17 protein-coding genes are annotated in these 19,041 nt (G+C 67.2%); 11 read left to right on the top strand and 6 right to left on the bottom strand.

The window, feature by feature from the left end:
- Positions 1 to 65 precede the first annotated feature (65 nt).
- Complete coding sequence (locus ACLD0U_RS11685; protein ID WP_410340710.1) at positions 66 to 1,478, bottom strand: PLP-dependent aminotransferase family protein; 1,413 nt, start codon at positions 1,476 to 1,478, stop codon at positions 66 to 68.
- A 126-nt stretch (positions 1,479 to 1,604) separates the two neighbouring features.
- Between ACLD0U_RS11685 and ACLD0U_RS11680 the strand changes: the two genes are divergently transcribed.
- The 4 genes from ACLD0U_RS11680 (at position 1,605) to ACLD0U_RS11665 (ending at position 5,643) form a co-directional block, all read left to right on the top strand.
- Positions 1,605 to 2,840 (top strand): Tm-1-like ATP-binding domain-containing protein, encoded by a 1,236-nt coding sequence (locus ACLD0U_RS11680; RefSeq protein WP_410340709.1) that lies wholly within the window; start codon positions 1,605 to 1,607, stop codon positions 2,838 to 2,840.
- Positions 2,841 to 2,871: 31 nt separating this feature from the next.
- Complete coding sequence (locus ACLD0U_RS11675; protein WP_410340708.1) at positions 2,872 to 3,699, top strand: phosphoenolpyruvate hydrolase family protein; 828 nt, start codon at positions 2,872 to 2,874, stop codon at positions 3,697 to 3,699.
- A gap of 32 nt (positions 3,700 to 3,731) precedes the next feature.
- On the top strand, positions 3,732 to 4,151 hold the full coding sequence (locus tag ACLD0U_RS11670) for a cupin domain-containing protein (RefSeq protein WP_410340707.1): 420 nt from the start codon (positions 3,732 to 3,734) through the stop codon (positions 4,149 to 4,151).
- Positions 4,152 to 4,242: 91 nt separating this feature from the next.
- A complete protein-coding gene (locus ACLD0U_RS11665; protein WP_410340706.1) occupies positions 4,243 to 5,643 on the top strand; it encodes a nucleobase:cation symporter-2 family protein in 1,401 nt (466 codons plus the stop codon).
- 116 nt (positions 5,644 to 5,759) lie between these two features.
- Here ACLD0U_RS11665 and ACLD0U_RS11660 read toward each other — a convergent pair whose 3' ends face one another.
- Positions 5,760 to 6,128, bottom strand: coding sequence for a cupin domain-containing protein (locus ACLD0U_RS11660; RefSeq protein ID WP_410340705.1), 369 nt, complete (start codon positions 6,126 to 6,128; stop codon positions 5,760 to 5,762).
- Between the two features lie 28 nt (positions 6,129 to 6,156).
- Positions 6,157 to 6,651 (bottom strand): cupin domain-containing protein, encoded by a 495-nt coding sequence (locus tag ACLD0U_RS11655; protein ID WP_410340704.1) that lies wholly within the window; start codon positions 6,649 to 6,651, stop codon positions 6,157 to 6,159.
- Positions 6,652 to 6,887: 236 nt separating this feature from the next.
- On the opposite strand from ACLD0U_RS11655, the gene ACLD0U_RS11650 reads away from it, so the two are divergent.
- Positions 6,888 to 8,138, top strand: coding sequence for an MFS transporter (locus ACLD0U_RS11650; protein WP_410340703.1), 1,251 nt, complete (start codon positions 6,888 to 6,890; stop codon positions 8,136 to 8,138).
- 42 nt (positions 8,139 to 8,180) lie between these two features.
- On the opposite strand, the gene ACLD0U_RS11645 is transcribed toward ACLD0U_RS11650, so the two are convergent.
- Positions 8,181 to 9,818 (bottom strand): response regulator transcription factor, encoded by a 1,638-nt coding sequence (locus tag ACLD0U_RS11645; RefSeq protein WP_179409955.1) that lies wholly within the window; start codon positions 9,816 to 9,818, stop codon positions 8,181 to 8,183.
- An 88-nt stretch (positions 9,819 to 9,906) separates the two neighbouring features.
- Positions 9,907 to 10,614 carry a DUF1684 domain-containing protein gene (locus ACLD0U_RS11640; RefSeq protein ID WP_410340702.1) on the bottom strand — a complete coding sequence of 236 codons (708 nt, stop codon included), beginning with the start codon at positions 10,612 to 10,614 and terminating at the stop codon, positions 9,907 to 9,909.
- Between the two features lie 90 nt (positions 10,615 to 10,704).
- On the opposite strand from ACLD0U_RS11640, the gene ACLD0U_RS11635 reads away from it, so the two are divergent.
- Genes ACLD0U_RS11635 through ACLD0U_RS11615 form a run of 5 tightly spaced genes read left to right on the top strand, consistent with a single transcriptional unit; the run spans position 10,705 to position 17,836 of the window.
- On the top strand, positions 10,705 to 13,353 hold the full coding sequence (locus ACLD0U_RS11635; protein WP_410340701.1) for an ABC transporter substrate-binding protein: 2,649 nt from the start codon (positions 10,705 to 10,707) through the stop codon (positions 13,351 to 13,353).
- Complete coding sequence (locus ACLD0U_RS11630) at positions 13,320 to 14,345, top strand: ABC transporter permease (protein WP_410340700.1); 1,026 nt, start codon at positions 13,320 to 13,322, stop codon at positions 14,343 to 14,345. The genes ACLD0U_RS11635 and ACLD0U_RS11630 overlap by 34 nt, the downstream gene beginning before the upstream one ends.
- On the top strand, positions 14,342 to 15,202 hold the full coding sequence (locus tag ACLD0U_RS11625; RefSeq protein WP_206824377.1) for an ABC transporter permease: 861 nt from the start codon (positions 14,342 to 14,344) through the stop codon (positions 15,200 to 15,202). The genes ACLD0U_RS11630 and ACLD0U_RS11625 overlap by 4 nt, the downstream gene beginning before the upstream one ends.
- The gene (locus ACLD0U_RS11620) at positions 15,199 to 16,770 is read left to right on the top strand and encodes an ATP-binding cassette domain-containing protein (RefSeq protein WP_410340699.1); all 1,572 of its coding nucleotides are present in this window, start codon (positions 15,199 to 15,201) and stop codon (positions 16,768 to 16,770) included. Before ACLD0U_RS11625 ends, ACLD0U_RS11620 begins: the two co-directional genes overlap by 4 nt.
- Position 16,771: 1 nt before the next feature.
- Entirely contained in the window at positions 16,772 to 17,836 is a 1,065-nt protein-coding gene (locus ACLD0U_RS11615; protein ID WP_410340698.1) for a peptidase C39 family protein, read from the top strand.
- On the opposite strand, the gene ACLD0U_RS11610 is transcribed toward ACLD0U_RS11615, so the two are convergent.
- Positions 17,833 to 18,837, bottom strand: coding sequence for a GTP-binding protein (locus ACLD0U_RS11610; protein ID WP_410340697.1), 1,005 nt, complete (start codon positions 18,835 to 18,837; stop codon positions 17,833 to 17,835). The two genes, ACLD0U_RS11615 and ACLD0U_RS11610, sit on opposite strands and share 4 nt — an antisense overlap.
- A 73-nt stretch (positions 18,838 to 18,910) precedes the next feature.
- Here ACLD0U_RS11610 and ykgO point away from each other — a divergent pair, with 73 nt between their 5' ends.
- A complete protein-coding gene (ykgO, locus tag ACLD0U_RS11605; protein WP_410340696.1) occupies positions 18,911 to 19,033 on the top strand; it encodes a type B 50S ribosomal protein L36 in 123 nt (40 codons plus the stop codon).
- Positions 19,034 to 19,041: the final 8 nt, after the last annotated feature.

Here is a 19,041-nt window from a genome sequence, read left to right as displayed (position 1 = left end):
CTGGGGTGTTGACGTGTGACGCGGCAACTGTGCGCTGGGCCATCGTTGAGGGGCGTCGGGGGAGATCAGGCGTCGTTCCGCTGTACGGCGTTGAACGCCGTGGCAAGGGCCTCCGTCGCGGACCAGATCGTCTCTTCTGAACCGCCGAACGGCAGTCGGACGTAGGTGCGCATCCCGCTCGTCACAGAGAACGACGGGCCGGGAACCACGCGGACTCCGAGATCACGAGCCACCCGGGTGAGTCGGACCGAGTCGACATGCGTGTCAACCCAAAGCCCGGTTCCTCCAGATGGGGTGAAGTAGCTCCAGGTGGGCAATTCAGCGCGCAAGGCCCTCAGCAACGCATCACGCCCCGCGGCCAGTGACTCCCGCCGCTTTGCTCGGGCTTCACTTGACAACGGTATGAGTCGCGACGCCACCATTTGATCGACCGGAGAGCCCGAGAGATCGATGCCTTTACGCAACTCCGCGAGGTGGCGCAGCAGTCCCCGCTCGCCCTTGATCCAGCCGACACGAAGCCCGCCCCACCACAGTTTCGAGACTGTTCCGATCATGAGGACGCGGGTGGAACCATGGAGGAGCCTGGTGAGTGTGGGCGGAGCAGATGCCTCGAAGAGAAGGTCGGCTGTGCTCGTGTCTTCGATGACGGTTGTCTCAGCGTCTTGGAGCGCAGCAACCAGAGCTCTCCGCGACGCCAGTGACATCGTGACCCCAGTGGGGTTGTGGGCAGTTGGTTGTAGGTAGACGACGCGCGGACGCATCCGTTTCACGAGGTGGATGAGGTGATCGACATCAACGCCGGCGGAGGTCACGGGTACGCCGATCAGTCGTGCGCCGAGGTTTCCGAAGGCCTCTATGGCTCCGCGGTAGGTGGGTTCCTCCATTACCGCGACGTCGCCGGCCGCGGTGAGCATCTGTGCGCAAAGCCAAACGGCTTGCTGGGCGCCTGAGGTGATGAGGAGGTCGTCAGGGGCTGTTGTCGTCCCTCTGGCGCTGAGATCAGCGGCGATGGCTTCTCGTAGCGCGAGCAGTCCGTGAGGCTCGTACCCGTCACCGCGCACGAGGCTGCGCAACGAGTCAGGATCGAGGGTTTGGAAGGCCGTTGTGACCTCGTCGAGCCCTGGCAGCGCGCCAGAGGACAGGTCGATGAGGTTTGTGCGATCGGAGAATGAGTCCAGTCGGGCCGTTGTCCGCGCTGCTGTCGCACTGCCGCGAACGCGCGCACGGGCGCCTGGATTCAGGTCCACCAGTCCGGACAGCGCCAGTTGGTCGAACGCGTCGCTGACAGTACCGCGGGCGACCCCCAAAGTCTCAGCCAGGGAACGTTGTGACGGAAGTCGTGCACCGGTAGGGATCGCGGCGCTCAAGATGACCTCAGAGATCGCGGCGGCGACCTGCTGGGACAGCGTTCCGGTGTAGGCAGACCAGTCGCCAAGGAGGCGAGTGAGCTCGGCCGGTGTCAACGATGACGAGCTCATCGATCCTCCATCAGGCAACGCAAGCGGGCCAGTTGCTTCAAACTGGTCCGTTTCAGACGGACCAGTGGCTGAACAATGAATCAACTGCTTATAGCGATCAAGCCTGTCACGTGAAGGATCAGCATAATGGCCACAGTAGTCCTGGTGGGAACGCTCGACACCAAGCTCGAGGAGTGCGAGTGGGTGCGCACGAATCTGGAGCATCTCGGACATGACGTCGTCCTCGTCGACGTCGGAACATTCTCGGATTCACCGCCACGTGTCCAGGTCCGATCGGAGAGCGTCGCGCGCGCAGGAGGCTCAACGCTGGCCGCGCTGCGCGCAGCCGCAGACCGCGGTGACGCCATGGGCACGATGGGCACCGGCGCCGCGAAGATCCTTCGCGAGCTGTATCGCGAGGGCTCGATTCACGGCATCCTCGGGATCGGCGGGTCGTCGGGATCATCGGTTGCCGCCACTGCGATGCAGGCTCTTCCGGTGGGCTTCCCGAAGCTTCTCGTCTCGACGATGGTGTCCGGTGATGTGACGCCTTACGTCGGTGTGAAGGACGTCACGCTGATGCCGTCGGTGGTTGACGTCGCAGGGATCAATCGCGTGTCCCGCGGTGTGCTGCGCAATGCTGTGGCGGCCATCGGCGGGATGGCGTCCAGCTATGCCACGCAGAGGTCCGTGGTAGCGGAGGAGGCGAGTGCGGACGCGCCGGTCGTCGCAGCGACCATGTTCGGTGTCACGACCCCCGCGGTGGATGAAGCCCGCGCGCGACTCTTGGAGCTCGGCTACGAGGTTCTCGTGTTCCACGCCACAGGCGCCGGAGGAAGAGCAATGGAAGCGCTGGTGACGGATGGGCTCATCGACGGTGTGCTGGACCTGACCACGACCGAGCTCGTCGATGATCTCCTCGGCGGGGTCCTCAGTGCCGGCCCGGATCGTCTCGAGGCGACGGGGCGAGCGGGAGTGCCTCAGATCGTGAGTCTGGGAGCACTGGACATGTGCAATTTCGGGCCCTTCGACACAGTGCCGGAGAAGTACGGTCAGCGAAGCTTCGTTCTGCACAACCCGACGATCACCCTCATGCGGACCACCGCGGAGGAGAACACCGACCTCGGTCGCCGTATCGGCACCAAGCTCGCGAGCGCCAAGGCTCCGGTCGAGGTGCATGTTCCGCTGCGGGGGTTCTCCGCTCTCGATGTCGCAGGGCAGAAGTTCGACGACCCCGTTGCCGACGCCGCCTGCATCACCGCGCTGAAAACAGCCCTTGGCGGCACGGACGTCGTCGTCATCGAGAGGGAATCCGCGATCAACGATCCCGGCTTCGGTCGGGCAGCCGCCGATGCCCTTCACCGGCTCATCCAGAGCTCGTGACCCGAACCACAGTACGTCATCAGAGGAACTCATGAACAAGCACGAAGCACTCACCCGCCTACGCAACTCGATCGAGTCCGGCAGACCGATCGTCGGGGGCGGCGCCGGAACCGGGCTGTCGGCCAAGGCAGCAGAGCAGGGCGGCATCGACCTGCTCATCATCTACAACTCCGGGCGCTACCGGATGGCCGGCCGCGGTTCCCTCGCCGGGATGCTGGCCTATGGCGATGCGAACTCCATCGTCCAGGAAATGGGACGAGAAGTCCTCCCCGTCGTGGAGCGAACCCCCGTCCTCGCGGGTGTCAACGGCACTGACCCGTTTCGGCTCATGGGTCCATTCCTCGACCAGCTCGCGGAGGCGGGGTTCGTCGGTGTTCAGAACTTCCCCACGGTCGGGCTTATCGACGGGGTCTTCCGGCAGAACCTCGAGGAGACCGGCATGGGGTACGACCTCGAAGTCGAGATGATCGCTGCCGCCAGCCGCCGCGGGCTCCTCACTGCACCCTACGTGTTCGATGTGGACCAGGCGAGAGCGATGACCGAAGCGGGCGCAGACATCCTGGTCCCGCACATGGGCCTCACCACCAGCGGATCGATCGGGGCTCACACGGCCCTCACCCTCGACGATTGCGTCGACCGCATCCAGCAGATGCGGGATGCCGCGGTGAAGATCAACCCGGACATCCTGGTGCTCTGTCATGGCGGACCCATCGCCGAGCCTGACGATGTGCAGTACGTACTTGAGCGCACGCATGGCGTCGTCGGCTTCTTCGGAGCCTCGTCGATCGAGCGGCTTCCCACCGAGCGTGCCATTGCTGCTCAGACCGAGAGCTTCAAGAACCTCACCTTCTCCCGCTAGTAGTCCGATCCATGAAAGAAACGGAGACACCGATGTCTGTGATCGACCATCGTGACCCTGACACCCTCCCCACTTGGCAGTTCGATTGGGGTGCCATCACCTGGCATGTGACGCCCGACAGTGTCCCCGGCGCCGCCAGCACCGTCGGCGAAGTGATAATCAACCCCGGTCACGGGCACGCGGCACACACTCACGACGATGCCGACGAGATCCTCTACATCATCGACGGCGTGGGAGAGCAGACAGTCGGCGACCACCCGAGCTTCCGGGTCGTCGCCGGCGACGCCGTGAACGTACCCCGGGGTACGGTGCACTCCACCTTCAATCGAGGCTGGAGGCCACTCCGCATCCTTGCGGTCTACACCCCTGGTGGTGCAGAGAATGCCCTGCGTGGCCTGCCCGACTTCCACGAGATCCCGGCCGGGGAGGCTCCCCGCTGGGTTCAGGCGTAGCAACGGGCAGCATCCACACATCGACACATGGTGGACGTTGTCGCGCCGTGACGGCGTCCACCCGCCCCTCCATCAAAGGTCAGAGACGATCATGATTCTGCGTTCCACGGTGCGCGATGCCGCACACCCGACAACCACCGACATCGACGCGGAGGTCAACGAAATCCTGTCCGCAGGGAGATTGACCCTCCTCGGTCTGCAGCACCTGCTGACGTTCTATGCGACGGCTGTCGTGCTCCCCGTCATCATTGCCACCGGCATCGGGCTCAGCTCGGAGGACACCATCGTGTTCATCGGGGCAACGGTCCTTGTCGGCGGCATCGCCACCATCGTCCAGTCCGCTGGGGTGTGGAAGATCGGAATCCGCAAGCCCCTCGTCCTCGGAGGATCCGCAGTGGTGATCGGGCCCACCATCGCCATCGGCACCACCGGCGGTGGCGGGACGACCGGACTGCTCGCCGTCTTCGGTGCGGCCATCGTCGCTGGCCTGGTACTGATGGCCCTCGCACCTCTGTACGGGAAGATGCTGCGGATCTTCCCTCCCGTCGTCACCGGTTCTGTCATCGCGATGGTCGGGCTCTCGCTGCTGCCGATTACGATCCGCCTCATGGGCGGCGGTGATCCGGGCGCCGAGACGTTCGGCAGCGCAACGAACATGGCCATCGCGGGCGCGACGATCCTGACGATCCTGCTGATCTACCGCTTCGGCAAGGGTCTGCTCAAGAGCATGGTGATCCTGGTCGGCCTTCTCGTTGGAGGATTCGTCGGAGTGCTGCTCGGCGCTGTTGATTTCAGCAGCGTGGCAGAAGCGAGCTGGTTCGGTGTGACCCTGCCGTTCCATTTCGGGTGGCCGACGTTCAACCTCAGCGCGATCCTCGCAATGACCGTCGCTGTGATTGTCATCGGCGTGGAGTGCGTGTCCAGCTACTTCGCGATCGGCGAGGTCCTCGGCCGCCCTCCGACAGACAAGGAAGTACGCGGTGGCATTCTCGCGGAGGGGCTGGCATCGGTGCTGGGCGGCGTCTTCAACTCCGTGCCGCCGACGACCTTCAACGGAAACATCGGGCTGGTGCGCGCAAGCAACGTGAAGAGCCGTTGGGTCGTCGCCGTCGCCGGTGGGCTGATGATCATCGCGAGCTTCTTCCCCAAGATTGGCGCTCTGGCCGCCGTGCTGCCTGCCCCGGCGGTAGGTGCCGCTCTACTTGCGCTGTTCGGGATCATCACTGCGCTCGGAATCCAGATCCTCTCCCGGGTCGATCTCACCAAGGACCGGAATATGATCGTGGTCGCGATCAGCATCGGAGTGGGATTCATCCCTGCCGTCCCTGGCTTCTTCGATCTTCTCCCCGAGGCTCTCAGGCTCGTCTTCGACAGCGGGGTTGTCATCACCGCGATCGTGGCGGTCGTGCTCAACCTTGTATTCAACGGCGTCGGGCGTCCTGCCCAGGACGCGGATCAGGTCCAGGTCGACGAACCGAACCGGATGGAGTGATCGATCACTCCCTCTCGTCGCAAGCAAATTCGCCGGAGGCGAAGATGACCTTCGCGAGCGTCAGACGCTTCGTGAAGGTCATCTTGTTCCCCCAACCTGTCGAAGGCGGGCACTATTCAGATAGGAATGACCTCCGCAGAGTGATGGTCCTCCGGAGTCCAGGGCGGGCTGCTGATCGCCCAGAAAGACAGCTTCTCGCTCGTCGCTTCGACGGAATGGACGTCGTCGCGTTCCATCAGAAGGATCGATCCGGCCGCGATCGGCACCGACTCGCCGTTGACGGTGGCGAAACCGGTGCCTTCGACGATGAGGAAGACCTCGGTGCTGGACCGGTGGAAGTGCGGCTCTACGCCAGGCCCGTCGCTTGTGAGCTCCACCAGGGCGAGACTGAGCTCATCGGAGTTGATGGGGCCGGCTAGGCCCACGGGGACGATCTTGTCCCCAGAGCCAGACCGGAGATCCTCCCAGTTCAGTACCTTGTGCATGGTCCGACCTCCCCTGCAGTTGCGACGTTCACTCTGCGCGTCCGAGCCGATTGATGCGTTCTTGAGCTGCAGGAAACCGGCGAAGCAGGTCTGCTTTCGAGCAGAAGTCGACGAATTTCTCGTCTTGGTTGTCGAACGGAGGTGCCATGAAGGTCCCGAGCAGCGACCAATCACCGAGCGGCTCGGCAGCCATGATGATGCCGGGGTGGACCGGGATCTGCGGCCTCTGGCCCGCGGCCAGGTCGGGACCAAGGATCGGTTCCTCGATGCGTCCATCCGGGTAGAGCAACAGCATCTTCGCGGGGGCACCGGCGTGGTACGACCACAGCTCAACGCCGGGAAGGGCGTGAAGCCCAGAACAATCGTCCGGCGTCATGAGGTAGTAGATCCCCGTCGATAGCTCATCCCGCCATGTCTGGGCGTATCGTCCGCCTTCGATGGGCACCGGCGCCATGCCAAGCATCTCGCCAATGCCATCCGCTGTCAGCACTGAACTCTCCGTTGAAATCGAATGAACGCTCATTCCTATGACGTTCCTTCCTGCCGACGCGACTCGTCGACTGTTGATCCTGCCAACGATAGGTTTCGCGCCCCGCGGGATCTGTGCCAGATCGTGCGAACTGGCTCGCGGGACTGTCGCGGGTGACGGGCGACGGAGGCTCTCGCTCTTCTCGGGGCGTGACGATGCCGGCGGATGTCGGCCCGACCCGTCATCCGTTACCCGGGCGTTGCCGAAGTGCAGTACTACTGGACAACGCCATGACTACGATCGAGCAGCCGCGTGACGCACGAGCCCCCGAGACGATGCAACGCCGGCTCTTGCCGTTGCTCGCCGTGACACATGCGACGTGGATGCTCACCGCGGGCGTCTCCGGCGTGCTCGTGCCGGCGATCATCGCCGACATCGATGAGAGCCAGAAGGTCGCTGCGTACGGCCTGATCACAGCGATCGCCGCTGTGGTCGCACTGCTGTCCAACATCGTCTTCGGCGCGGCCTCGGACCGCACCCGGTGGCGGTGGGGGCGCCGGCGCCCGTGGATCATCGGTGGGGCCATCATAGGAGCGCTGGGGCTCGGAATCGCGGCGTCGAGCACAGATCTCCCGTCGATCGCGGCGGGGTATCTGGTGTTCCAAGCGGCACTGAACGCGTTCCTGGCGCCACTGGTCGCGATCGTCCCTGACCGCGTGCCTGCGAAACGCCGGGGAGCGGCATCGTCGGCGGTCGCCTTCGGTGCGCTGGCGGGCCAGGGGTTGGGGGCTGTCGTGGGTGGCCTGCTCATCGAGCATGCGCGCACCGCGCTGGCTGCGGTGCCGTGGATCTGGGTACTGGCAGCGCTGGTCATCGCACTGATGACGCGCGACACCCGTTCCGAATCCTCGCCTCGGGCATCCTCGGGGCTGCGCCGCGCTTGGGCCTTCGCCCGTTCGTTGACGATCCCGCGCGACCGCGACTTCCTGCTCGCGCTGACATCGCGACTGATGATGATGACGGGAATGTACGCCGTCACGATGTACCAGCTGTACATCCTCACCGACTACATCGGCGCCGACCCGGTCACCGCGGGGGCGCTGATCGCGACCTTCGGGCTCATCCAACTGGCGCTCGGCGCGACCAGCGCCGCGCTGGCCGGCCCGATCTCGGATCGCCTGGGAAGGCGGCGGATCATCGTGGCGGGGGCATCGGTGCTGCTCGCGGCGGCCATGATCCCGATGGCGTTCGTCGCCCAGGTGCCCGTGCTGCTGGGATTCGTCGCCGCCGCGAGCGTCGCCTACGGGGCGTATCAGGCCGTGGACACCGCGCTGATGACCGAAGTGCTTCCGAACCCCGACAACGCTGCCAAGGACATGGGAATCCTCAACATCTCGAACACCGCCGCGCATGTGCTCGGGCCGGTGATCGCGTCGTCACTCATCGCCTCGGGGCTGGGGTACCCGGCACTGTTCCTCGTGGGCGCCGCCCTCATCGGGTCGTCGGCGATCCTGGTGTTGATGATTCGACGCGTCGCCTGAGCGGCACGCGGCATCCGCGGTGGAGCGGGGCGCGGCCCGGCATCACACCGGGATGTCGGCTGACCCGTCGGTATGGTGCCAGTGCACCACACCCTGCTGGTTGGCGAGAGCCACAGCCTGAGCCCGATTGCTGGCCCCGAGCTTGCGATAGATCCGTTTGATGTGAGTCTTGACGGTGTTCTCCGACGTGAAGTCCGCCTTCGCGATCTGGGCGGCATTCAGACCGTCGACCAGGTGCTGCAGCACCGTGCGCTCGCGTTCCGTGAGCGAGGCCACCTCGATCGCGGCGGGCTCGGTGCGCGAGCTGTCGGTCACGTACTCGAGACCCGCGAGGGCGTACAGGTCCTCGACGTCCTGCCTGCGCTGACGGGCGAGAACTGTCGGAAGCGCGGCCGGGCGCCCCGCCAGCACGAGGTGGAGCGATCGCCGAGCGGACTCGGTCTCACCGAGTCGCATCCGGGCGATCGCGTGGACGATCGTCGCCTCCCACACGTCGCGTATCGGCATGAGCACTCGACGCATCGCACGAGCGGCGACGCGCGCCGCGGCGATGTCGTCGCCGGCCATCAGATGCGTACGCGCGAGCGGAACGAGTGACCGGAGCGGATGCCCCAGATCCTTCGCCAGGCGGACGACGAGTCCGCCCTCACCTGCGGCGACCAGTGTGTCGAGATACGCGCGGAACACGATGTGGTCGGCAATCGGCTCGACGGCGATGTTGATGCCGCGTTCGAACCCGATCTGCCGAAACCGCTGGTAGGCGGTGACGGGATCATGCCGGGCCAGGTCGTACTGCGTGAGCGCGTACAGCTGGTGGGGCCACAGCTCCAGACGGTCCCCGGCCTGTGACAGCCGCGCGGCGTGCGGCTCTGCCGATTCCACGTCCCCGGCATCGGTCGCGAGCAGCGTCGAGCCGATCGTCGCGCCCACGGTGAGCAGATCCCGGCACCATGCGGGCAGGGCGTCAACGTCGCCGACGCGACTCAGCCACTTTCTCGCCGTCTCGTCGTGCCCATCGATCGCCGAGAGCATCGCCGCATTGGCGGCGGCGTTGACCCGCGCGAAGTGCCGGAAAGGGGGCTCCCCGCCATCTCGATAGGCCGCAGTGAACAGCTGCATCGCGGTATCGGTCCGGCCGGCCAACAGCATCGTCAGTCCGCGCTGGAGCGCGACGTACCCCGGGCGATCCCCTTCATGTCGAGGGTCGCGAAAGATCGACTGGCGGATGCTGCCGTGCCGCTCCACCTGTTCGAGTTCGTCGCACAGACGGAGTGCTTCGTCGAACCGGCCCTCCCAGCGTGCGCCGATCATCGACATCACCACCCAGTGCGACGACCGCGGGCCATCGTCGGCACCGCCGCGTGCGGTGGCTGCGGACCCGAGGTGACGCAGGTGCTCGAGAATCTCGGCACGATCCCCTCCCGCGGGGTGAGCCCGGCTGCTGACCAGATCGCTGGCGATGACGGCGCCGGTCATCAGATGCGGTCGTTGCCACAGTTCTTCGTCAGACAGGGAGCCCACCCGGGCCAGGATCTCTCGGGCGTGGTGCTTGTCGATGTCGTACCAGCGCTCGAACAGCATCTCTTCGACGGGATCCGTCGCGACGACCGGCCTCGCGGTGCCGTCTGGCTCGCTCGGCGCGGGCGCGAGACGATGCACGGCGGGATGGACCTGGCTCACGAATGCGACTCCCCTTTTCGCCGGGGGATGGGGCCCGCGGGACTGAATCGAAAGGCAGTATATCGGTGGGGTCGGACGCGCAGCGCGGTCAGACCACGCGCAGTTCTCCGGCGGTGACGGCCACGGGCAGACGGTTCTCGGGCGGCGGGAACACGCACACGTAGTGGTCTGAGAACGCGCATGGCGGCAGGTGGGCGCGGTTGAGGTCGACGACGACGCGGCCATCGGCGTCGGGACGCTCGAGGCGCAGGAAACGGAACGGGTAGCTTGCGGTGCCGCTGGTGGCGTCGGCGAGCGGAGCGAACAACCCGCCGTCGTCGAGCTGTCTGACCAGGAGCGTCAGCGGGGTGCCGTCGTGCTCGAAGGTGACAGCTCCGTCGTAGACCGTCTCAGCACGATGTCCGTCGACGGCTTCGGTCGAGGCGCCCACCGCGGTTGCGGTGAACAGCCCCGTCACGCTCCATGACGGATCGAACGCGGCCCTCTCGATGGCGGAGATGCCCCGGCGCCTCGGCGCTTCGGGATCCCACACGCGCAGCGCGACAGCACCATCGCGGGCGAAGCCGCCCAGCATCCGCTCGCCCACCCGGACCTTCTCGCCCGGTGCCAGACGCAGGCCGGCGGCTGAGGCGGTGCCGACGGCCGCTTCGCCGTCTGTGCTCCATCGTCCGTCCACATCGTCGAACTCCTGCTCGTGGGGCGTGAGCCAGTGCGTCGCGGCCAGTGAAGCGGTCCCGAACGGGCTCCAGGTGAGGTGATCGCGGTCGGCGATCCACTGTCGGTGTGCTGCGGTCATGGCGGGCAGTCCTTCGCATCGATGCGGTTCTGTGTCAGATTGTCACATCTTGTTACACAATCGAAACTGAAATATGAATAGCATCCTCCTATGGATAGCGAAGAAGCTCCAGACATCGACGCACTGACGCGAACGCTCGATGTGCATTCCCTGCGCATCCTGGTCGCCATCGACCAGGAGGGGTCGATCAGCGCTGCCGCTCGCTCGCTGGGCTTCACCCAGCCGACCATCACCCAGCACGTGCAGCGGCTTGAGGCGCGCCTCGGCGCCACCCTGATCGCCCGCACCGCCCGCTCGGCCGCCCTCACCCCCGTCGGCGCGATCCTCGCGCAGCACGCTCCCCGCATCGACGCCAGCCTGACGGCCGCGGCCACCGAACTCGCCCGCGCGCTGGGACGCCGCGCGGGCACGGTGCGCCTCACCGGCCCCGTCGAGAGCATCGGCCCGGTGATCGCGCCCACCGCGGCCCGGCTCGCGGCGGACAGCCCCGGCGTCGAGGTCTCGGTCACCGAAGCCGCCGATACCGTCGATGCACTCGACCGCGTGCGCAGCGGCCGCGCCGACATCGCCGTCACGGTCGACGTCGCCGCCTCCAGCTCGCGGCGCCAGGCGGCGCCACGGCGTCAGGGCGCGCGCTCGACGTTCCTGTTCGCCGAAGAGATCGTCGCCGTCACGGTCGCCGACGCGGATGCCCCGGGTGGGCGGATCGATCCGCTCGTGCTCGCCGAACTGCCCTGGATCGGCGGGCGCGGCACCAGCAGCGACGTCATCGCGCAGGCCATCGGACGCACGCCGGTTCGCGGCGACATCACTACGAGCCGGCCGGATGCCGCCCTGGCATTGGCCGCCAACGGCCTCGGCGTCGCCTTCCTCGCTGAGTCCGACCTGGCGGGGATCGCCCTCGACCCCGGAGCGCGGGCACTGGGCCTCTCGCCCGCGTTCACCCGACGCACGTGGGCGACGACGCTCGTCGAAGCGTCCGGCATCCCGCCCGTCGCGGCCGCCGTCCGCACCCTCGCCGTCCACCGTCCGACCTTCGCCGATGTCGAGGCCAGCCTCGACGCGCGTCGGCGCAGTGAGAGCCACCGGGCTCGATTCCGTACCACCGCACCACTACCCGAGGAGATACCCGCCATGCCGTTCCCGCTCACAAACCGCCTGGCGAAGGCGGCCACCGTCGCCGCCACAGGCGCGCTGCTGCTGACCGCGTGCTCCACTCCGGCGCCGCAACAGACCACCGGCGCCGACACCGGCGCCGAGATCGACCACATCACGGTCGCGCTGCCCGGCTCGCTGTCGAGCCTGTACGTCGGCCAGGAGGCCGGCATCCTGAACTACTACATCGCCTCCATCGCACAGGAGGGCCTCGTCTCGATCGACGCGCAGGGGCGTGTGCAGCCCGGGCTCGCCGAGTCGTGGGAGCAGACCGACGACGTCACGTACGTCTACACGCTCCGCGACGACGCCGTCTTCCAGGACGGCAGCCCCGTCACGGCGGACGACGTCGTGTTCAGCCTCGAACGCGCACGTGATGAGACGAGCTCGCCGGGTCTGGCCTACTACCTCATGAACGTCGACACCATCGCGAAGACGGGCGACAACGAGGTCACCATCACCCTCACCGAGCCCGACGCGGCGTTCGCGTCGAACATGAGCACCGGTGGCGCCGCGTTCATCACCTCGAAGGCGTTCTGGGAAGAGCACGACGGCAAGGTCGGAACCGCCGACTCGCTGCTGCTGGGATCCGGGCCCTACGAGGTGACCGAGTTCTCGCCGGACTCCCACGTGACCTTCGAACGCGTCGACTCGTGGTGGGGAGAACTGCCCAAGGTCAAGGAGATCACGGTCAACTTCGTCTCGGACGAGTCGACGCGTCTGCTCGCGGCGCAGTCCGGCGATGTCGACGTCGCATTCAATGTGCCGCTCGCGCAGTCCCAGCAGTGGGAGAAGCTCGACACCATGCGCGTCGAGTACGTCAACGACCTGTCGTACGTCGGCTTGTACTTCAACATCGGCGTCGCCCCGTTCGATGACCCGAAGGTGCGTGAGGCCTTCGCGCACGCGGTCGATCGCGACGCGTACGTCGAGAAGCTGCTGCGCGGGCACGGTGAGGCCGCGACGGCGATCATGACACCCGAGTCACTGGGCCAGGTCCACGACGCCGATGACGCCAGGGACGCCCTGGCGGGGATCCCGCAGTGGGAGTTCGATCTGGACGCCGCCAAGGCCGCGCTCGCGGCATCGTCGGTGCCCGAGGGCTTCGAGACCGAGCTGCTCACGCCGAACACCGGGCCGCAGCTCGGCACCGCCGCACAGGCGCTGGCCCAGAACCTCGTCGAGATCGGCGTCACGGTCAACGTGCGCGAGGTTCCGATCGAGGAGTGGCTCGCCAGCCTCGATGCCTCGTCCGACCACGGTGTGAACCTCATGTGGTACTTCTCGACGCTCGGCGACCCGGCCGAGGTGCCCAGCTACCTGCTCGGCGCCGGCAACCCCGCCGGCTATGACAACCCCGCCATCGTCGACCTGCTCGCGCAGGCCGGTGCCGAGTCGGATCCCGCCGCGCGCGCCGACCTGCTGATCGAGGCCGAGGCGCTGCAGGCCGCTGATGCGATCAACGTTCCGCTGTGGTGGGGCCAGTCGGCGACCGCGTTCGCCAAGGATCTCGGGATGAACGACTACAGCGCGTTCGCCTTCATCTCGTCGTGGCCGACTCAGCTGTACCGGGCAGGACAGTGAGCCAGCCGCTTCTCATCCGAGCACGCGCACGGCGGTTCCGATCAGTCGGTCGACTGCTCGCCGTGCGCGTGCTCGGCGTGCTCGCCGTGCTGCTGGTGCTGTCGATGGTCATCTTCGCGCTCATGCACCTGGCGCCCGGCGACATCGTCAAGAACCTGCTCGGCAACCGTCCGTCCTCGCCCGAGGCCGTCGCCGCGATCCGCGAGCAGTACAACCTCGATGACCCGATGTGGCTGCAGTACCTCAAGTGGCTCGGTGGCCTGCTCGCCGGCGACCTCGGGCAGTCGATCCGGCTGCAGATCCCCGTGGCGGATGCCATCGCTCAGCGCGTCGGCATCACGCTCGCCCTCTGCGCGCTCGCCTTCGTGATCGCCCTGGCAGTGGCCGTGCCGCTCGGGGTGCGCAGTGCGGCCCACGCGGGAAGCTGGCTGGATCGCACCGCGAACACGCTCGCGGTGGTCGGCCTCAGCGCCCCCACCTTCGCCGTCGGCCTTCTACTGCTGTATCTGTTCGCCTACTACGTGCGGCTGTTCCCGGTGTACGGCGCGGGTTCCGGTGGGCTCGACACGCTGTGGCACCTGGTGCTCCCGGCGATCACCCTCGCACTCGGGCTGGGGGCGATCATCGTCAAGCTGACGCGCACCGCCATGATCCGCGAACTCGAGTCCGACTACGTCACCTCCGCCCGCGCCCGCGGCATCCCCGAGGCGCAGGTGATGCGCATCGCCCTGCGCAACGCGGCCATCCCGATCGTCACCGGTGCGAGCCTGGTGCTCACCTTTCTCGTCGGCGGCACGGTTCTGGCCGAGACCACCTACGCGCTACCCGGACTGGGAACCCTGCTGCAGGATTCGGTGCTGTTCAAGGACATCGCCGTCGTGCAGTCGCTCACCCTGCTGGTCGCCGTCGTGATCGCGGTGATCGCGCTGCTCGCCGACCTGATCTACCTGCTGCTCGACCCCCGCATCCGTCGAGGAGGGACGCCCGCATGACAACGACACTCGACCTGAGCGGCATCCGCGCCCGCAAGCGACGGAGGTATCCGTCCGCCACCGTCGCGTTCGCGTTCGCGATCCTCGCCGTCACCGCCTTCGCCGCGGCATTCGGTGGCTTGCTGTACCCCGACGCGATGCGCCAGGACATCCTCTCGGGCCTGCTGCCCGCTGGAACCCCCGGGTATCCGCTCGGCACCGACGAACTCGGACGCGACGTCTGGGCGATGACGGTCGCGGGTGCCGCGTCGGCACTGATCGGCCCGATCTGCGTGGCCGTGGGCTCGATGCTGCTGGGCATCTTTCTCGGCACGATCGCCGGGTTCGAGCGCGGCTGGCTCGACGTCGTCATCAGCCGCTGGACCGACCTGCTGCTCGCCCTGCCGGTGCTGCTCGCCGCGATCGTCGTCTCGGGCGTCTTCGGCGGCGGCTACTGGATCACCGTCGCCCTGCTGATCCTGCTGTTCTCGCCATCGGACATCAGAATCGTGCGCGCCGGCGTGCTCGAGCAGACGGCACGGCCCTACATCGAGGCCGCCCGGATGCTCTCCCTCTCGCGATGGCGCATCATGTTCCGCCACATCCTGCCCAATGTCTCCACTCTGGTCCTCACCAACGCCATGCTCAATGTCGCCTTCGCGCTCGTCGCCTTCTCCTCACTGTCCTTCCTCGGGGTGGGGGTGCCGCCGGGGATCGCCGACTGGGGGCGACAGCTCACCGACAACCGCGCGATCATGTTCGACAACCCCGCCGCCGTCATCGTGCCCGCGCTGCTGATCATCCTCGTCGCGTCTGCCGTCAATCTCGTCGGGGACTGGGCGGGCCAGCGGCTCTCACAGGTCGGAGACGCGCTGTGAGCGGGGTGGAGATCGTCGCACTCACCGTCACCGGCCACAACGGCACGGCCGTGCAGCCGATCGACGCCGTCATCGAACCGGGACGCACGCTCGCGATCATCGGCGAGTCGGGGTCGGGCAAGACCCTCACCGCGAAGTCCCTGGTCGGGCTGCTTCCCCGCGGCTTCCGCGCCGAGGGAACGGTGCGCATCGGCGACCGGCACGTTTCTCTGGACGCGGCACAGCAGCAGTGGCGGTCGGTGAGAGGGGGGACGGTCACGCTACTGCTGCAGGACCCGTTCACGAGCCTCTCGCCGGTGCACACCTGCGGGGATCAGATCGGTTGGACCCTGGATGCCGCCGCGGGGCGTCGCCTGCCCCGCGCCGAACGGGAGCGCATCGTCGCCGAGCGCCTCGCCGAAGTGAAGCTGCCCGAGCACGTGGCCCGCGCCTTCCCCCACCAGCTGTCGGGCGGCATGCGCCAGAGAGTGGCGATCGCCGCCGCGCTCGCCGCCGGCCCGCAGCTGATCATCGCCGACGAGCCCACCACGGCGCTGGACGCGTCGAACCAGGCCGAGATCCTCGACCTGCTGCGCGCCGTGCAGAGGTCCCGAAACCTGTGCGTCATCCTCATCTCGCACGATCTGGGGCTGGTGCGCGGCCGAACGGACGATGTGCTGGTGATGCGGCAGGGCGAGGTCGTCGAGCGCGGTGCGACCGCGACCGTGCTGGCCGATCCTCAGCATCCATACACGCGTGCGCTCATCGACGCCGACCCGAGCATGTCCGCCGCGGCATCCGCGCCCGCGCCGACGGCGCGCGCCGACGACGGCGAGCCGTTGCTGCGGGCAACCGACGTGGTCAAGCACTTCGGCGACCGGCGTGTGCTCGACGGTGTCGGAATCGACATCGACCCCGGCCAGATCGTCGGTGTGGTCGGCGAGTCCGGGTCGGGCAAATCGACGTTCGCGCGCTGCATCGCGGGTCTCGAGACCGAGGACTCCGGGTCGATCGTCTTCGACGGCGCACCTCTCGCCCCCGGGCGGCGGTCGCGCACACCCGACCAGATGCAGATCGTGTTCCAGGACCCGTACTCGTCGCTGAACCCGATGATGACGATCGGACAGATCCTGCGAGAGGCACTGCGTGTGGCCGGGAGAGCACCGACCGAGGTCGGTGCTCTGCTGCAGACCGTGGGACTGCCCGCCGATTTCGCACGGAAACGCCCGGCCGAGCTGTCGGGCGGTCAGCGTCAGCGCATCGCCATCGCCCGCGCTCTGGCGCCGCGGCCGCGTCTTCTCATCTGCGACGAGTCGGTTTCGGCGCTCGATGTGTCGGTGCAGGCGCAGATCCTCGCGCTGCTCCGCTCACTGCGCGACGATCTGGGCATCGCGATCCTGTTCATCTCGCACGATCTCGCCGTCGTGCGCATGCTCGCCGATACGGCGACGGTGCTCTGGGCGGGACGGGTCGTCGAATCCGGGCCGTGCGCCCAGGTGCTCACCGAACCCCGCCATGAGTACACCCGGCTCCTGGTCGCCGCGGCGACGCAGGAGAACATCGCATCCACCCCCATGAAGAAGGACTGAAATGCCCACAGCACTCCGCGCCTGCGCCGTCGCACCGATCGACGTGGCCGCCGAGCTCGTCGACCTCGTGGATCCCGACCGCCTGGAGCGCTGGCGGCACGCGCCCGCCGCGTACCGGCCGTGCGCCTGGATCGTCCGCGACGAGGCCGGGACGATCCAGGCCGCCGCGCTCACCAGCGGTCGTCCCGCCACTTCGGCGATCAAGATCCGTGATGTGTGGTGGACGGACGACGACGCCGCGCGCACGCTGATAGAGGGCGTCTGCGCGCAGAGTGCGACGGACGGCGACGTCGCCGTCAAATGGGAGGTGCCGGCGGGGGAGGGGCTTCCCGCGTTCGCCGACGAGCTGGGCTTCATCGCGATGCGTCGCCCGTGGGCGGCGGTCGGCACCGAGCAGTTCGACGGGTACGTCCGCTGGCTCGTGCCGACGACGCATCAGGAACGGGGCTACTACGCCCAGACCACGCTGTTCACGTGTGGCGCCGTCGCCGCGCTGATCGCTGCCGAAGGAAGCGCCGCCGGCGGCTTCGCGGCCGACCAGTCCCACCGGGACGTCGAGGTCGGCTTCTGGCGCCGCGCGAGCAACTATCCGGCATGCGAGCCGATCGGTCTCGCGGTCGCGCTGCACGAGCACCTGCGGGATGCCCGCATCGAGGTCGCGCTCGACACCGAGGGCCCGGCACTGCTGGAGGGCTTCGAAGGATTCGATCACTCCTTCCGCGCCGAGCTGCAGGCGGACTCGCTGCGGCAAGCGGGGGAGAGCGGCATTCCCGTGCGCCGCGACAGGGTGGCCATCGCCGAGATCGTCGAACGCGTCGAGGGCGGTGAACAGGCGCTGCTGCTGATCGACGAAGAGCCGATGCACGGCGAGACGGGCCCGCACTGGATCGTCGCGCATGCGCGCGTCGGCGACGCGCTGGTCGTGGAGGACCCCTGGATCAACGTCGACACGGGGGAGACCTGGGTGGATACGCATGAGCTCCCCGTGCGCCCCGACGACCTCGACCGTCTGGTGCGCTGGAGCGACGAGGCCTACCGGGGCGTCGTCTTCGCCAAGGCGGTTTAGTCGTCGGAGTGCGCGTGGATCGCCCATCGGGGGAACGGGTCGCCGAATGTGGTCCACGTCCGTGCGTCTGAGAGAAGCTCGTCATCATCGAGCAACGCGGAGTCCAAGCCGGCAGTGAGGCGGGGGATGTCCATGTCGATGCCGATGAAGCCAAGGTCCTGTCCGAGGGCGAGGGGAGGAGTGGGAGAGTCGTTGTCGCGAACCAGCGGCGCGAGCGAGATCATCTGGCCGACCTGATCCCAACTGCCGACGATGCCGGGTCGCGTCGCCAGCCGGCAGAAGCCCGCCGAACGGAGGATCGCTCCGCAGCGTCCTTCGCCGAGATCCTCTTCGAGTAGCCGGTTCAAGCGTTCTGGATGGAACGGGCGCAGTCGTTCGTAGCGAAACGCGCTGACCCTGGCATCCTGCATGTGGGGGTCGTGTTCGTCGTTGAGCAGATGCACCCATCCCGGTTGATGGGTCGACTCGGAGTATGCGGGGAATCCGGCAGGAGCGCCTGCGCGATCGAGTCCGATGCGCGCCGCCGGTGCAAGGTGGCTGAGCACCGCGAGCAGCATCGACAGGTCTCGGGTGGCGACGGCCTCCCAGTCGAAGACCAGTACCGTGCTCGCGTGCTCGATGTGCTGAACGAGACGCAGGGCTCGTGCGACGAAGACGGTGACGTCTGCATCGGATGCCGTGATGTAGTCGTCTGCCATGAGGTCTTGCGTGAACGTCTTGGCGTCGACGACGCATACGAGCTCGACCAGTGTCGTCGTCGCATCACCCGCGAGCGCTCCGATGGCCGCCTCGACGCGAGAGTCGGCGGGGATCTCTGCGACCAGCCGCCCTGCGTCGGGCGTCGCGTGGGCGACGTCGAGCACATCCTCGATCGAGGATGTGCGGCCCCGTGCCGTCGCAGAGACGTGCGTGCACCGCTGCTCGCGCGCTCGACGCCTGGCGACGGTGGCTCTGCTCTGATCGCGGTGGCCGGTGATCAGTGTGATCTCGATGGGTGACAAGGGATGCTCGCTTCTGGCTCGACTGCGGTAACGTCTATTGAGAATGATAACGGTTCTCAATAGTGAGGTGGATATGAAGGTTCACGCATCGATCAAGTCGCTCAAGAGTCAGCCGGGCGCGCAGGTAGTGCGGCGCAGGGGGCGGGTGTACGTGATCAACAAGCTCAATCCCCGTTTCAAGGGGCGCCAAGGCTGACCGCCTGT

It is taken from the genome of Microbacterium sp. 2216-1, from assembly GCF_046507855.1.
In the GTDB taxonomy this organism is placed as follows: Bacteria; Actinomycetota; Actinomycetes; order Actinomycetales; family Microbacteriaceae; genus Microbacterium; species Microbacterium esteraromaticum_C.
Note: the sequence above shows the minus strand (reverse complement) of the source record. Positions and strands in the feature narration are given on the sequence as shown.

What these genes read in the sequence shown, in the direction of transcription:
- ACLD0U_RS11685 (WP_410340710.1), bottom strand. Translation starts at nt 1,478, where the DNA reads ATGAGCTCGTCATCGTTGACACCGGCCGAGCTCACTCGCCTCCTTGGC.
- ACLD0U_RS11680 (WP_410340709.1), top strand. Translation starts at nt 1,605, where the DNA reads ATGGCCACAGTAGTCCTGGTGGGAACGCTCGACACCAAGCTCGAGGAG.
- ACLD0U_RS11675 (WP_410340708.1), top strand. Translation starts at nt 2,872, where the DNA reads ATGAACAAGCACGAAGCACTCACCCGCCTACGCAACTCGATCGAGTCC.
- ACLD0U_RS11670 (WP_410340707.1), top strand. Translation starts at nt 3,732, where the DNA reads ATGTCTGTGATCGACCATCGTGACCCTGACACCCTCCCCACTTGGCAG.
- ACLD0U_RS11665 (WP_410340706.1), top strand. Translation starts at nt 4,243, where the DNA reads ATGATTCTGCGTTCCACGGTGCGCGATGCCGCACACCCGACAACCACC.
- ACLD0U_RS11660 (WP_410340705.1), bottom strand. Translation starts at nt 6,128, where the DNA reads ATGCACAAGGTACTGAACTGGGAGGATCTCCGGTCTGGCTCTGGGGAC.
- ACLD0U_RS11655 (WP_410340704.1), bottom strand. Translation starts at nt 6,651, where the DNA reads ATGAGCGTTCATTCGATTTCAACGGAGAGTTCAGTGCTGACAGCGGAT.
- ACLD0U_RS11650 (WP_410340703.1), top strand. Translation starts at nt 6,888, where the DNA reads ATGACTACGATCGAGCAGCCGCGTGACGCACGAGCCCCCGAGACGATG.
- ACLD0U_RS11640 (WP_410340702.1), bottom strand. Translation starts at nt 10,614, where the DNA reads ATGACCGCAGCACACCGACAGTGGATCGCCGACCGCGATCACCTCACC.
- ACLD0U_RS11635 (WP_410340701.1), top strand. Translation starts at nt 10,705, where the DNA reads ATGGATAGCGAAGAAGCTCCAGACATCGACGCACTGACGCGAACGCTC.
- ACLD0U_RS11625 (WP_206824377.1), top strand. Translation starts at nt 14,342, where the DNA reads ATGACAACGACACTCGACCTGAGCGGCATCCGCGCCCGCAAGCGACGG.
- ACLD0U_RS11615 (WP_410340698.1), top strand. Translation starts at nt 16,772, where the DNA reads ATGCCCACAGCACTCCGCGCCTGCGCCGTCGCACCGATCGACGTGGCC.
- ykgO (WP_410340696.1), top strand. Translation starts at nt 18,911, where the DNA reads ATGAAGGTTCACGCATCGATCAAGTCGCTCAAGAGTCAGCCGGGCGCG.